13 protein-coding genes are annotated in these 13,234 nt (G+C 65.2%); 11 read left to right on the top strand and 2 right to left on the bottom strand.

Annotation, left to right across the window (positions count from 1 at the left end; genetic code table 11):
* The first annotated feature begins 9 nt into the window (after positions 1 to 9).
* The 7 genes from G3N58_RS16965 to cysM all read left to right on the top strand — a co-directional run bounded on the left by G3N58_RS16965 (position 10) and on the right by cysM (position 6,868).
* The gene (locus tag G3N58_RS16965; protein WP_167049501.1) at positions 10 to 303 is read left to right on the top strand and encodes a LapA family protein; all 294 of its coding nucleotides are present in this window, start codon (positions 10 to 12) and stop codon (positions 301 to 303) included.
* 69 nt (positions 304 to 372) lie between these two features.
* The gene (lapB, locus tag G3N58_RS16960; RefSeq protein ID WP_205999681.1) at positions 373 to 1,548 is read left to right on the top strand and encodes a lipopolysaccharide assembly protein LapB; all 1,176 of its coding nucleotides are present in this window, start codon (positions 373 to 375) and stop codon (positions 1,546 to 1,548) included.
* Positions 1,549 to 1,698: 150 nt separating this feature from the next.
* Positions 1,699 to 3,102, top strand: a complete 1,404-nt coding sequence (locus tag G3N58_RS16955; protein WP_167284697.1) for a UDP-glucose/GDP-mannose dehydrogenase family protein — start codon at positions 1,699 to 1,701, stop codon at positions 3,100 to 3,102.
* On the top strand, positions 3,068 to 4,075 hold the full coding sequence (gene rfaE1 / locus G3N58_RS16950) for a D-glycero-beta-D-manno-heptose-7-phosphate kinase (protein WP_275691481.1): 1,008 nt from the start codon (positions 3,068 to 3,070) through the stop codon (positions 4,073 to 4,075). The genes G3N58_RS16955 and rfaE1 overlap by 35 nt, the downstream gene beginning before the upstream one ends.
* A 112-nt stretch (positions 4,076 to 4,187) precedes the next feature.
* Positions 4,188 to 5,180 carry an ADP-glyceromanno-heptose 6-epimerase gene (gene rfaD / locus G3N58_RS16945; protein WP_205999680.1) on the top strand — a complete coding sequence of 331 codons (993 nt, stop codon included), beginning with the start codon at positions 4,188 to 4,190 and terminating at the stop codon, positions 5,178 to 5,180.
* 78 nt (positions 5,181 to 5,258) lie between these two features.
* Entirely contained in the window at positions 5,259 to 5,624 is a 366-nt protein-coding gene (locus G3N58_RS16940) for a helix-hairpin-helix domain-containing protein (RefSeq protein ID WP_167049493.1), read from the top strand.
* A 341-nt stretch (positions 5,625 to 5,965) separates the two neighbouring features.
* Positions 5,966 to 6,868, top strand: a complete 903-nt coding sequence (gene cysM, locus G3N58_RS16935) for a cysteine synthase CysM (protein WP_167049491.1) — start codon at positions 5,966 to 5,968, stop codon at positions 6,866 to 6,868.
* Between the two features lie 114 nt (positions 6,869 to 6,982).
* Here the strand turns inward: cysM and mltB are convergent, their stop codons facing one another.
* Positions 6,983 to 8,194 (bottom strand): lytic murein transglycosylase B, encoded by a 1,212-nt coding sequence (gene mltB / locus G3N58_RS16930; RefSeq protein ID WP_241016321.1) that lies wholly within the window; start codon positions 8,192 to 8,194, stop codon positions 6,983 to 6,985.
* A 328-nt stretch (positions 8,195 to 8,522) separates the two neighbouring features.
* On the opposite strand from mltB, the gene G3N58_RS16925 reads away from it, so the two are divergent.
* Positions 8,523 to 9,446, top strand: coding sequence for a histone deacetylase family protein (locus tag G3N58_RS16925; RefSeq protein ID WP_167049487.1), 924 nt, complete (start codon positions 8,523 to 8,525; stop codon positions 9,444 to 9,446).
* A gap of 34 nt (positions 9,447 to 9,480) precedes the next feature.
* Entirely contained in the window at positions 9,481 to 10,290 is an 810-nt protein-coding gene (locus tag G3N58_RS16920; RefSeq protein WP_167049485.1) for an enoyl-CoA hydratase, read from the top strand.
* A 95-nt stretch (positions 10,291 to 10,385) separates the two neighbouring features.
* Here G3N58_RS16920 and G3N58_RS16915 read toward each other — a convergent pair whose 3' ends face one another.
* Complete coding sequence (locus tag G3N58_RS16915) at positions 10,386 to 11,303, bottom strand: alpha/beta hydrolase (RefSeq protein ID WP_205999679.1); 918 nt, start codon at positions 11,301 to 11,303, stop codon at positions 10,386 to 10,388.
* 237 nt (positions 11,304 to 11,540) lie between these two features.
* On the opposite strand from G3N58_RS16915, the gene G3N58_RS16910 reads away from it, so the two are divergent.
* Entirely contained in the window at positions 11,541 to 12,575 is a 1,035-nt protein-coding gene (locus tag G3N58_RS16910; protein WP_205999678.1) for a methionine ABC transporter ATP-binding protein, read from the top strand.
* The gene (locus G3N58_RS16905) at positions 12,565 to 13,218 is read left to right on the top strand and encodes a methionine ABC transporter permease (protein ID WP_167049479.1); all 654 of its coding nucleotides are present in this window, start codon (positions 12,565 to 12,567) and stop codon (positions 13,216 to 13,218) included. Before G3N58_RS16910 ends, G3N58_RS16905 begins: the two co-directional genes overlap by 11 nt.
* Positions 13,219 to 13,234: the final 16 nt, after the last annotated feature.

Raw genomic sequence — 13,234 nt, 5'->3', positions numbered from 1 at the left:
GACTTACTCATGAAATTTATCGTCTGGCTGATCCGCGTGCTGGTGTTCGTGCTGCTGCTGGTGCTGGCACTGTCCAATACGCAACCCGCTACGCTGAATTTCCTCGCCGGCTATGCCTGGTCGGCGCCCCTGATCCTGATTGGCCTCGCGTTTTTCGTGGTCGGTTTGCTCGCGGGGCTTGTGTCGGCGATGCCGGCCGTCGTGCGCTTGCGCATGGAAAATGGCCGTCTCAAGCGCGAGCTGCGTGTGGCGCGCGAAACGCCGCCGGTCGTCGAACAGCCGCCGCTGCCGCCGTTGATCTGAATTTCCCCGTGCCGCGCGCGTTGAGCGCGGCTTTTCGTTTCCGCTTGCCCGCACATTTGCATCAATCGCATGGATCTAGACTTCTGGTGGCTGCTTGTCATACCCGTCGCATTCGCATTCGGCTGGATGGCGGCGCGCTACGACCTCAAGACGCTGCTGTCCGAAAGCGCGAACCTGCCGCGCTCGTATTTTCGCGGCCTGAACTTCCTGCTCAACGAGCAGCCTGACCAGGCAATCGACGCGTTCATCGAGGTCGTCAAGCTCGACCCCGAAACGGTCGAACTGCATTTCGCGCTCGGCAACCTGTTTCGCCGCCGCGGCGAAACGGATCGCGCGATTCGCGTGCATCAGAACCTGTTGAGCCGCGCGGACCTGCCCGTCAGCGAACGCGATCACGCGCTCTACGAACTGGGTCAGGACTTCCTGAAAGCGGGCCTGCTCGATCGTGCGGAAGAAACCTTCCGCTCGCTGCAGGCCGGCGATTACGCTTTGGGCGCGCAACGCGCGCTGCTCACGATCTACGAAATCGAGAAGGACTGGATCAAGTCGATCGACACCGCGCGCCATCTCGAAACGATGGGCGCGCCGTCGCTCGATAAGGAAATCGCGCAGTTCCATTGCGAGCTCGCGCAGGAAGCCTTGCAGCAGAAGAAGCCGGACGAAGCGCGCCGCCAGCTTGGCTTTGCGCTGAAGGCGAACCCGATCAACGTGCGCGCGACGATCCTGTTCGGCGACGTCGACGCGGCCGGCGGCGAGCCCGAAGCGGCGGTCCGGCAATGGCGGCGCGTCGAGGAGCAGAACTCCGCATATTTGCCGCTCGTCGCCGAAAAAATCATGAAGGCCTACGAAGCGCTCGGCCGTGCGCAGGAAGGCGCCGATCTGCTCACGAGCTGGGTGGACCAGCATCCGAACAACGATCTGCTCGACGTCGCCTATCAGCACGTCGCGTCGCTGCGCGGCGCCGAGGCGGCGCATGCGCTCGCGCGCTCGCAAATGCAGAAGTCGCCGAATCTGGCCGGCATGACGCGTTTGCTCGAGGCGCAGCAGGCGGTCGCGGAAGAACCGCGCCGCAGCGAACTGGAGCTGATGCGCACGCTGATCCGCCAGCGCACCAAAAATCTGCCACGTTATACGTGCCAGAATTGCGGTTTCAGGGCGCGGCTTTTCTATTGGCAATGCCCGGGCTGCAGCGGTTGGGAAACCTATGCGCCACGCCGTGTCGAGCCGATTGCCGCGCCGAACTGACGCCGCGCCGCTCGGACCGGCAGGCGCGGCGGCCACCGCGTTGCGCGTATGCCAGCCGCCCCCGTTCGAGCGGCGCGGGCTTCACCACGAATTCATCGCCGCCGGCCTCATGACCGGCACTCATCACCGGACCCCTCTACCGGAAAACGTATGAAAATCACCATTATCGGCACTGGCTATGTGGGCCTCGTCACCGGAGCGTGTCTCGCCGAGATCGGCAACGACGTCTTCTGTCTCGACGTCGATCCGCGCAAGATCGACATCCTCAACAAAGGTGGCGTGCCGATTCACGAGCCGGGCCTGCAGGAGATGATTGCCCGTACGCGCGCGGCCGGACGCATCACGTTTTCGACCGACGTCGCGGCGAGCGTCGCGCACGGCGACGTGCAGTTCATCGCGGTCGGCACGCCGCCCGACGAGGACGGCTCGGCCGATCTGCAATACGTGCTCGAGGCGGCGCGCAATATCGGCCGCACGATGAACGGCTTCAAGGTGATCGTCGACAAATCGACGGTGCCGGTCGGCACGGCGCAGCGCGTGCGCGCAGTGATCGAGGAAGAGCTCGCGAAACGCGGCCTCGCGGACAGCAGGCAGCATCGTTTCTCGGTGGTGTCGAATCCCGAGTTCCTGAAGGAAGGCGCGGCCGTCGACGATTTCATGCGCCCCGATCGCATCGTGATCGGCATCGACGAAGACGAAGCCGGCCAGCGCGCGCGCGAAATGATGAAGCGCCTTTACGCGCCGTTCAATCGCAACCACGAACGCACGCTGTACATGGACGTGCGCTCGGCCGAATTCACTAAGTACGCGGCCAATGCGATGCTCGCGACGCGCATCTCGTTCATGAACGAGATGTCGAATCTCGCGGATAAAGTCGGCGCCGACATCGAGTCGGTACGCCGCGGCATCGGCTCCGATCCGCGCATCGGCTATCACTTCCTGTATGCGGGCTGCGGCTATGGCGGCTCGTGCTTCCCGAAGGACGTGCAGGCACTGATCCGCACCGCGAGCGAAAGCGGCCACAACCTGCGCATTCTCGAAGCGGTCGAGGAAGTGAACTACCAGCAGAAGGACGTGCTCGTGAACAAGATCGCGGCGAAGCTCGGCGACGATCTGAGCGGCCGCACGTTCGCGGTATGGGGGCTCGCATTCAAGCCGAATACCGACGACATGCGCGAGGCGCCGAGCCGCCGCGTGATCGGCGAGTTGCTCGCGCGCGGCGCCCAGGTGCGTGCGTACGATCCGGTCGCGGTCACGGAAGCGCGCCGCGTGTTCGCCATGGACCTGCACGATGCACCCGAGCAGCTCGCGCGTCTGAGCTTCGCGAGCACCCAGGACGAAACGCTGACGGGCGCCGACGCGCTCGTGATCGTGACCGAATGGAAGGAGTTCAAGAGTCCGGACTTCGTGCATCTGAAATCGGTACTGAAGACGCCGCTGATTTTCGATGGCCGCAATCTCTACGAGCCGGACGCGATGACCGAACTCGGCATCGACTATCACGCCATTGGACGCCCCTATGCCCAACCCTCTGAACTTCCGGGCGATGCCTGAGACCCTACCCGCGGCTTCCGCGTCCAGGCAGGCCATGCCGTTGACGGTCGTGCCGCGCGCGCAACTGGGCGCGGCGCGCGTGCTCGTGGTCGGCGACGTGATGCTCGACCGCTACTGGTTCGGCGACGTGAACCGCATTTCGCCGGAAGCGCCGGTGCCGGTGGTGCACGTGCAGCGTCAGGAAGACCGTCTTGGCGGCGCGGCGAACGTCGCGCGCAACGCAGTGGCGCTCGGCGCGCAGGCGGGTCTCCTGTGCGTGGTCGGCCATGACGAGCCCGGCGAGCGCATCGTGCAGCTGCTCGACGAAAGCGGCGTGACGCCGCATCTCGAACGCGATCCGGATTTGCTCACGACGATCAAGCTGCGCGTGCTGTCGCGTCAGCAGCAACTGCTGCGCGTCGACTTCGAAAATTCGCCGGCGCACGAAGTGCTGCTCGCGGGGCTCGCGCGCTTCGACGAACTGCTGCCGGCGCACGACGTGATCCTGATGTCCGATTACGCGAAGGGCGGTCTCACGCACGTCACGCAGATGATCGCGAAGGCGCACGCGGCGGCCAAGCCGGTGCTCGTCGATCCGAAGGGCGACGACTGGGAACGCTATCGCGGTGCCACGCTGATCACGCCGAATCGCGCCGAGTTGCGCGAGGTGGTCGGTCAGTGGAAGTCCGAAGAGGATCTGCTCGCGCGCGTGACGAAGCTGCGTGCCGAACTCGAATTCAAGGCGCTGCTGCTGACGCGCTCGGAAGAGGGCATGACGCTGTTCGCCGACGACGGCATCCTGCATGCGTCGGCCGTTGCACGCGAAGTGTATGATGTGTCGGGCGCGGGCGACACCGTGATCGCGACGCTCGCCGCGATGCTCGGCGCGGGGCTCTCGCTTGTCGAAGCGGTCGGGCTCGCGAATCGCGCGGCCGGCATCGTGGTCGGCAAACTCGGCACCGCCACCGTCGACTACGACGAACTCTTTTCCTGACGCAGCTTGCCGGGCCCTGCCGTCCAGGCGGACGCGCAGGGCTCGCGCAGGCGACCGAGCGAAGCTCATACCGCAGGCTCATTACCGCAGGCTCAACTACCGCAGGATCATCATGACCGTCATTGTCACCGGCGCGGCCGGTTTTATCGGCAGCAATCTCGTGAAGGCGCTCAACGAGCGCGGCGAACAACGCATCATCGCCGTCGACAATCTGACGCGCGCGGACAAGTTCCGCAATCTGGTTGACTGCGAAATCGACGACTATCTCGACAAGACCGAATTCGTCGAGCGCTTTGCGCGCGGCGACTTCGGCAAGGTGCGCGCGATCTTCCACGAAGGCGCCTGCTCGGACACGATGGAAACCGACGGCCGCTACATGATGGACAACAACTATCGTTATAGCCGCGACGTGCTCGACGTTTGCCTCGCGCAGAACATCCAGTTCCTGTACGCTTCGTCGGCGGCGACGTATGGCGGTTCGAGCCGCTTCGTCGAGGAGCGCGAGGTCGAGCAGCCGCTCAACGTGTACGGCTATTCGAAGTTCCTGTTCGACCAGGTGATCCGCCGCGTGCTGCCCGCCGCGAAGAGCCAGATCGCCGGCTTCCGCTACTTCAACGTGTACGGGCCGCGCGAAACGCACAAGGCGCGCATGGCGTCGGTCGCGTTTCACAACTTCAACCAGTTCCGCGCCGAGGGCAAGGTCAAGCTGTTCGGCGAATACAACGGCTATGCTGCCGGCGAGCAGACGCGCGATTTCATCTCGGTCGAAGACGTCGTGAAGGTCAACCTGTTCTTCTTCGATCATCCCGAAAAATCGGGCATCTTCAATCTCGGCACCGGCCGCGCGCAACCGTTCAACGACATCGCGAGCACCGTGGTCAACACGCTGCGCGCGCTGAATAACGAGCCGGCGCTGTCGCTCGCGGAGCAGGTACAGCGCGGGCTTATCGAATACGTGCCGTTCCCCGACGCGCTGCGCGGCAAGTACCAGTGCTTCACCCAGGCCGACCAGTCGAAGCTGCGCGCGGCCGGCTACGATGCGCCGTTTCTGAGCGTGCAGGAAGGTGTCGATCGCTACGTACGTTGGCTATTCGGCCAGGTGTAAATAATTCGGATACCTCTTTAAACTGGAATCTCCTGACCGGTGATGGTCGCCGGTCAGTGGCAACAGGGAGATTCCAATATGTTTCGAAAAGTTCTGGTTACCGCGGCCATGCTCGCCGCTTTCGGCCACGCGTATGCGACGGTCGACGTCAACACGGCTAACGAGGATGCGCTGCGCGGCATCAAGGGCATCGGTCCCGCGAAGGCGAAAGCCATTCTCGACGAGCGTACCGCTCATGGCCCGTTCAAGGACCCGGCCGATCTCGGCAAGCGCGTCAAGGGCATGGGCGGGCATACCATCGAGCGCCTGCAGGCGGAGGGTCTCGCTGTCGGTCCGGCTGGCGCGGCTGCTGGCGCGCAGGTTGCGGCGGCGGCTCCGGCCAAGGGCACGGCCGTTCCGGCCGTCACGGCTAAAGACGGCACTGCCGTGGCGGTGAAGAAGTAAGCGCGCGGGCCGCGTGTGTGCAAGCTCGTGCAGTTTCGTGTGGTTTCGTACCACCGCGGGCATCCGGCTCGCCTGCTTCGTGCGCACGCGCGGTCCGCGGCCGCTTTCAGTTTGTTCTGCTGTCGTTGCTCCATCGCGAGTGGCGTGAGTGGCGTAAATGGACACGCCTTCAGCTGTCATTTCCATGACGGGCTCCCGCGGCTCCCCGGCCGCGGGCTTTGGGCCTTGCCGGTGCGGGCATCCATGCGGGCAGAAGGGGCGCACGGCAGCGTCGCAGAGGGTGGTTTAAAATCAACGGACTGAATACAAACTTTCGCGCATCGCTCGCTTCAGAACCCGATATGGCATACAAAACGATTGAAGACACGATCGGCAACACGCCGCTCGTGCAACTGGTCCGGCTCCCCGACGACGAGATCCGCAGCCGCAACAACGTGATTCTCGCCAAGCTCGAGGGCAACAATCCGGCTGGATCGGTGAAGGACCGTCCGGCGTTGTCGATGATCAAGAAGGCGGAAGCGCGCGGCCGCATCAAGCCGGGCGACACGCTGATCGAATCGACGAGCGGCAACACCGGCATTGCGCTGGCGATGGCCGCGGCGATCCGCGGCTACAAGATGGTGCTGATCATGCCGGAAGACCTGTCGGTCGAGCGCCGTCAGAGCATGGCCGCGTATGGCGCGCAGATCATTCTGACGCCGGTCACGGGCGGCATGGAATACGCGCGCGATCTCGCCGAGCAGATGCAGCGCGAAGGCAAGGGCATCATCCTCGACCAGTTCGCGAACCCGGACAATCCGGCGGCGCACGTCGAAGGCACGGGCCCGGAAATCTGGCGCGACACCGAAGGGCGCATCACGCACTTCGTGTCGTCGATGGGAACGACCGGCACGATCATGGGCGTGTCGACGTATCTGAAAACACAGAATCAGCAGATTGAAATCATCGGGGCGCAGCCCGAGGAAGGTTCGCGTATTCCCGGCATCCGCAAATGGCCGGAAGCCTATCTGCCGAAAATTTTCGACCGCAGCCGCGTGGATCGCGTCGAGAACGTGAGCCAGTCCGCAGCCGAAGCGATGGCACGCCGCCTGGCGTCGGTCGAAGGCATCTTCGCCGGCATTTCGTCGGGCGGTGCATGTGAAGTCGCGCTGCGTGTCGCGCGCCAGGTCGAGAACGCGACGATCGTGTTCATCGTCTGCGATCGCGGCGACCGTTATCTGTCCACGGGTGTGTTTCCGGCCTGAGTGCGCGAGCCGAGCGAGTCTCGCGAGTCGTAGGTGTCAAGAAAAAGCGCCGGTCGAGCCGGCGCTTTTTGATGTCGTTCGAAGCGAAGCGCACATGGCGCCTCGTCGCGGCATTTATTGCGAAGCGGGGTTCGGCGCACCGGCCGGCGCTTGCGCTCCCTGTGCTCCTTGCGATGCCGTGCCATTGACCGTATCAACCGCATTGGCCGCTTTCGCTGCATTGACCGCATCGAGCGCCTGCATCTGCGCCTTGACCCGCTGGCCCAGCTGATACACCGCGAGCGCATAGAAGAAACTGCGGTTGTAACGCGTCAGCACATAGAAGTTCTTCAGGCCGAGCATGAACTCGGTGCCGCGTCCCGGCGACGGCAGATCGACCACCGTCACCGGCGTGCCGGCTTCCTGGGCGATATCGACGTTCGGCTCGTTCAGCACGAGCCCGGCACGCAGCAACTGGTCGAGCGGCCAGTGCGGTTCGGGCCGGCCGTCGGCGGCCGCCTGCGCGACGCCGAGGCTGCCGATATCCGAGGCGATGCGCCACACCACCGGCCGGCCGCTTTCCCAGCCGTTCTGCCGCAGATAATTCGCGACGCTGCCGATCGCGTCCGCCTGGCTCGTACGCAGATCGATCCCCTTGTTGCCGTCGTAGTTCACCGCGTATTGCACGATGCTGCTCGGCAGGAATTGCGGAATGCCGATCGCGCCGGTATAGGAGCCGAGCACCGTGGTCGGGTCGATCTGCGAGTCGCGCGTCCACACCAGATAGTCTTCGAGATTCTTGCGGAAGGTGGCCTGGCGATCCGCGCGATTGGCGGTGTTCGGGTAATCGAAGCTCAGCGTGGTCAGGGCATCGAGCACGCGGAAGTTGCCCATGTAGCGGCCGTAGATCGTCTCCACGCCGATAATGCCGACGATCACTTCCGGCGGCACGCCGAACTCTTCATAGGCGCGCTGCAAGGTGGCCTGGTTCTCGCGCCAGAAGCGCACGCCGGCATTGATGCGCACCGGGTCCAGGAAGCGCGCCTGATACACGCGCCAGTTCTTGATCGACGGCGAAGGCGAGGGCGTCACGAGTTTCACCGCGGTCGTCGAATAGCTGACGCCGGCAAAGAGCGCGTGCAGCGCGGCTGCGTCGAAGTCATAGCGCGCCACCATCTCGTTGATGAACGCGTCGACATTCGCGTTATTCGCGTAACGCTGCGGAATGATCTCTTCCTCGAACGTCTGCCCCTGCTGGACCGGCTGCTGCGGCTGGCTCTGCGCGACCAGCACCGGCGCCTTGCGCGCGGCGCTTTGCGCGTGCGCCGGACTCGCTGTCATGAGCATGCACGATGCGGCGGACAGTGAGGCGGCCAGCGCGCCAAGGCGCAACCGGTTGCGTGTGGATCGTGCGGACAGGGCAGACTTGACGGTCATAGTGAGAGCAGTGGGCGCAATGCGTGGAAGACAGTGAGGCACCGGGAAACAGGTCGGGGCAGTATACCCGACGGCTTTCGCAAAACCGTGCCGATCGTGCCACAGCCGTCAGGCGGCGACGCCGCGGCGGCGGCCTGTGGTAACTTGATGCATGTTGGCGCGCCGGGGCGCGCCGCTCGACGGAGACACGCCGCGCGCATCGCATGCGCCGCGCGTAGAAGAGACGCACAAGAGAACCATGGCAACAGCCTTTTATTCCCACGCCGACTGTCTGCTGCACGACATGGGGCGGTGGCATCCCGAATGTCCCGCGCGCCTGCAGGCGATCGAGGATCAACTGATCGCGAGCCGCATCGACACGCTGATCGAGCGCGAGCCGGCGCCGCTCGCCGACGAAACCGCGCTGCTGCGCGTGCATACGCAGGCGCATGTCGACTACATCCGCAGCCGCTCGCCGGCCGAGGGCATCGCCGAAATCGATCCCGACACGACGATGAATCCGCACACCTGGCAAGCCGCGTTGCGCGCCGCGGGCGCGGCGGTCGCCGCCACCGACGCGGTGCTCGAAGGCCGTTACGACAACGCGTTCTGCAGCGTGCGGCCACCCGGCCACCACGCGGAGCCGGCGCGCGCGATGGGCTTCTGCTTCTTCAACAACGTCGCGATCGCGGCGCGTCATGCACTCGAAGTGCATGGCCTTGCGCGCGTCGCGATCGTCGACTTCGACGTGCACCACGGCAACGGCACCGAGGCCGCGTTCTCGGGCGACCCGCGCGTGCTGATGTGCAGCATCTTCCAGCATCCGTTCTATCCGTTCACGGGCGCCGACAACCAGGCGTCCAACATGTGCAACGTGCCGATGCCGGCGCGCTCGAACGGCATGGCCGTGCGCGAGGCGGTCGACATGCTGTGGCTGCCGCGCCTGCACGAATTCAAGCCGGAGATGCTGTTCATCTCGGCCGGCTTCGATGCGCATCGCGAAGACGACCTCGGCAACATGGGGCTCGTCGAGGACGATTACGCATGGATCACCGAGCAGATGCGCGAGATCGCGCGGCGCTATGCGCGCGGGCGCATCGTCAGCTGTCTCGAGGGCGGCTACAACCTGTCGGCGCTCGGGCGCAGCGTGGTCGCGCACGTGCGGGCGCTGGCCGGGATCTGATATCGCCACAACGTCCGGCAGCGAGGAGCGAGCCATGAACGCCAGTCCCGCCGACAGCGGCAAGGTCTCACTGGTCGAGATCGAACACGACGCGTATCGCGTGCGCGGTGTCGTGCGCGTGACGATGAACCGGCCCGCCGCGTTCAATGCGCTATCCGAAGCATTGCTCGACGAACTGCAGCAGAGCTTGAGCGCGATCTCGAAGACGGACGCGCGCGTTGTCGTGATCGCCGGGGCCGGGCGGGCGTTTTGCGCGGGACACGATCTGAAGGAGATGCGCGCGGCGCCGTCGCTTGAGTATTACCAGCGGCTTTTCGCGCGCTGCACGAAGCTGATGATGACGATCCAGCGCATGCCGCAGCCGGTGATCGCGCGCGTGCACGGCATCGCGACCGCGGCCGGTTGCCAGCTCGTCGCGATGTGCGATCTCGCGGTCGCCGTCGATACCGCGCGCTTCGCCGTCTCGGGCGTGAATCTCGGGCTGTTCTGCGCGACGCCGTCGGTGCCGCTGTCGCGCAACCTGTCGCGCAAGGCGGCGCTCGAAATGCTGCTCACCGGCGATTTCATCGACGCCGCGCAGGCGCAGCAGCAGGGCCTCGTCAATCGCGCGGTCCCGGCCGACATGCTCGACGACGAACTCGCGCGGCTCGCCGCGAGCATCTGCGCGAAGCCGGTCGAAGCGGTCAGCGCGGGCAAGGGGCTGTTCTACCGGCAGCTCGAAATGGGTATCGAGGCTGCCTACCAACTTGCCGGCCAGACGATGGCCTGCAACATGATGGACGACTCGGCGCTCGAAGGCGTGCAGGCGTTTATCGACAAGCGCGCGCCGGACTGGAAGCGGTAGGCGGGCGCAAGCGCTGTGGTTCTGTTCATCAACCGTCGCTGGGCGCAGCCGTCAATTCGAGGTCGCCAGGAGGTCACCGTCGCACCCCGCATCGCTCAGCTTCGTCCCACCGCCCGCATCTCGATCCACTCGATCAACGCGCCGATCACCCGATCGCGGTCGAGATCGTTCATCGTCTCGTGATAGCTGCCTTCGTACAGCGTAAGCGTTTTATCCGGCGAGCCCGCGTGCTCGCCGAAGGCGCGACTGCCGTCGGGCTCGGTCAGTTTGTCCGCGGTGCCGTGATAGACGAGCAGCGGCATGCACAGATTCGCGCGGCCGCGTTCGATGCGCGCCATCGCGAGCAGCAGCTCGGCACCCGTGCGTGCCGGAATCGCGTCGTGATGCACGAGCGGATCGTTGCGATTGGCGTTCACCACCGGCTGTAGACGCGAGAGCAGCGCGGGGTCGATCTTCATCGCCGGGAAGCCCGGGTAGAGGCGGCTGATTATCTGGCTCGCCGCGAGCATCCAGCGCGGCACGTCGCGGCCCGGCGCCAGCGCGGGACTCGACAGGATCAGGCCGTTCAAGCGACGGCCGCTTGCGGCAAGCCGTTCGATCGCATGGAGCGCGGCGATTGCGCCGCCCATGCTGTGCCCCATCAGGAACAGCGGTGCGCAGCTTTGCGCGGCGGCGTCGACGAGCGCCTGCGCGTCGAGCAGATAGTCGTCGAAGCGCTTCACGTAGGCGCGCTTGCCGGGCGCATGGCCGTGGCCACGCAGATCGATCGCGACGAGCTCGATGCCCGCGCCGTTGAGCCGGCCGGCCAGCGCGGCGTAGCGGCCGGCGTGCTCGGCGAGACCATGCAGCAGCGCGACCGTCGCGCGCGTGGGGCCGGCGGGCTGCCAGCGATAGAGCGGCAACTGCACGCCGTCGGCGGTCGTCACCGACGCGCGCGGCGGCGCGTCGCTGCTGGCGTTGCCAGCGAGGTTGCCCGCGCTGGCGCGCACGGTGTGGCTCGGGGGTGTCGGCATGGCTGCGGCGTGTCCTGGTTGGATGTCGCCCGATCATAGTCGCTGCGGCACGGGGCACGCGAGCTTCGCGCACTGTACGTCCCTCTAATGCTTTCAGGTTATGAAAAGATCGGAATTGATTATTAAAGAGTATGTCGCCGCTGCGGTAGAATGGCGGCCTCAAATCCCAATAAAAGCAACGGCGGCCGCTTGCCGGGAGCACCATGCTCGCCGGCAGTCGTCGCCGTTTCGTTTTCCATGATTGAAATACGCAATATTTCGCAGCGGTTTGCCGGGCCCCGGGGCTGGGTCGAGGCGCTGCACAACGTCAATCTGACGATTCCGGCCGGCGAGGTGTTCGGCATTATCGGCCGCAGCGGCGCCGGCAAGAGCACGCTCGTGCGCACGATCAACCTGCTGACGCGGCAGTCGGAAGGCAACATCGTCGTCAACGGCCGCGATCTGACGACGCTGCCCGCCGCGCAGTTGCGCGAGGCGCGCCGCGAGATCGGCATGATCTTCCAGCACTTCAATCTGCTGTCCTCGCGCACGGTGTACGAGAACGTCGCGCTGCCGCTCGAACTGGCCGGCATGAAGCGCGACGAAATCGAGGCCAACGTGCTGCCGCTGCTCGACCTCGTCGGCCTGTCGGCGCAGAAGGACCGCTATCCGGTGCAGATCAGCGGCGGCCAGAAGCAGCGCGTCGGGATCGCGCGCGCGCTCGCGAGCAAGCCGAAGGTGCTGCTTTCCGACGAAGCGACGTCCGCGCTCGACCCCGAAACGACGCGCGCGATTCTCGATCTGCTCAAGCGTATCAACCGCGAACTGAACCTCACGATCGTGCTGATCACGCACCAGATGGACGTAATCAAGCAGGTCTGCGACCGCGTCGCGGTGCTCGACGCGGGCCGTGTCGTCGAAGAGGGCAAGGTGATCGACGTGTTCCTGCAGCCGCGCCACGAAGTCACGCGCGCGCTGATCGGCGACGTGATCGCGCAGGAACTACCGCCCGCCATGAAGGCGCGCGTCGCGCAGCGTCTGAAGACCGGCAGCGGCCATCTGCTGCGCCTCGCGTTCACGGGCTCGGGTGTCGATCAGCCGATTCTCTCGGAGACGATCCGCCGCTACGAACTCGACTTCAACATCCTGCACGGCCAGATCGACGAGATCCAGGGGCAGGCGTTCGGTTCGCTCGCGGTGCTCGCGGGCGGCGAGCCAACGAAGGTGGCGCAGGCGCTCACGTATCTGCGCGAACAGGGTGTGGTGGTCGAGGAGCTTTCGCATGTTGAGTGAAATGTTCGATATGTTCGTCCAGTCGTTCTGGGAAACGCTCGTCATGGTGGGCATTTCCGGACTGATCGGTGCCGTGGTCGGCGTGCCGCTCGGCGTGCTGCTGTATCTGACCGACCGTCAGGGCGTGCTCGAAAACGTCGCCCTCAATCGCGTGATGGGCGTGCTCGTCAATGCGGTGCGCTCGACACCGTTCATCATCCTGCTCGTCGCGGTGATTCCGTTCACGCGGCTCGTCGTCGGTTCGTCGATCGGCACGGCGGCCGCCATCGTGCCGCTGACGATCTCCGCCGTGCCGTTCATCGCGCGGCTGGTCGAGACGGCGCTGCGCGAGGTCGACCGCGGGCTCATCGAGGCCGCCCAGGCGATGGGCGCGACCACCCGCCAGATCGTCTTCAAGGTGCTGTTGCCCGAGTCGCTGCCGGGCGTGGTCGCGGGGCTCACGATCACGTTCGTGTCGCTGGTCGGCTATTCGGCGATGGCCGGTGCGATCGGCGGCGGCGGTCTCGGCGACCTCGGCATCCGCTACGGTTATCAGCGCTTCCTGCCCGAAGTGATGCTCGCGGTCGTGCTGATCCTGATCGTGTTCGTGCAACTGGTGCAGTCGTTTGGCGATTGGCTCGTGCGTCGTCTGAGCCACAAATAAACCCACCGGGGTTATA

The organism is Paraburkholderia sp. Ac-20342 (assembly GCF_017104985.1).
Classification (GTDB): Bacteria; Pseudomonadota; Gammaproteobacteria; order Burkholderiales; family Burkholderiaceae; genus Paraburkholderia.
The sequence above is the reverse complement of the archived record's forward strand: the minus strand, read 5'-3'. Positions and strand labels throughout refer to the sequence as shown.

Bases quoted from the DNA above. Each gene is read 5' to 3' on its own strand.
- G3N58_RS16925 (WP_167049487.1), top strand. From the start codon at position 8,523: ATGGCAACAGCCTTTTATTCCCACGCCGACTGTCTGCTGCACGACATG.
- G3N58_RS16905 (WP_167049479.1), top strand. From the start codon at position 12,565: ATGTTGAGTGAAATGTTCGATATGTTCGTCCAGTCGTTCTGGGAAACG.
- G3N58_RS16920 (WP_167049485.1), top strand. From the start codon at position 9,481: ATGAACGCCAGTCCCGCCGACAGCGGCAAGGTCTCACTGGTCGAGATC.
- mltB (WP_241016321.1), bottom strand. From the start codon at position 8,194: ATGCTCATGACAGCGAGTCCGGCGCACGCGCAAAGCGCCGCGCGCAAG.
- cysM (WP_167049491.1), top strand. From the start codon at position 5,966: ATGGCATACAAAACGATTGAAGACACGATCGGCAACACGCCGCTCGTG.
- rfaD (WP_205999680.1), top strand. From the start codon at position 4,188: ATGACCGTCATTGTCACCGGCGCGGCCGGTTTTATCGGCAGCAATCTC.
- rfaE1 (WP_275691481.1), top strand. From the start codon at position 3,068: ATGCCCAACCCTCTGAACTTCCGGGCGATGCCTGAGACCCTACCCGCG.
- lapB (WP_205999681.1), top strand. From the start codon at position 373: ATGGATCTAGACTTCTGGTGGCTGCTTGTCATACCCGTCGCATTCGCA.
- G3N58_RS16910 (WP_205999678.1), top strand. From the start codon at position 11,541: ATGATTGAAATACGCAATATTTCGCAGCGGTTTGCCGGGCCCCGGGGC.
- G3N58_RS16955 (WP_167284697.1), top strand. From the start codon at position 1,699: ATGAAAATCACCATTATCGGCACTGGCTATGTGGGCCTCGTCACCGGA.
- G3N58_RS16965 (WP_167049501.1), top strand. From the start codon at position 10: ATGAAATTTATCGTCTGGCTGATCCGCGTGCTGGTGTTCGTGCTGCTG.
- G3N58_RS16940 (WP_167049493.1), top strand. From the start codon at position 5,259: ATGTTTCGAAAAGTTCTGGTTACCGCGGCCATGCTCGCCGCTTTCGGC.
- G3N58_RS16915 (WP_205999679.1), bottom strand. From the start codon at position 11,303: ATGCCGACACCCCCGAGCCACACCGTGCGCGCCAGCGCGGGCAACCTC.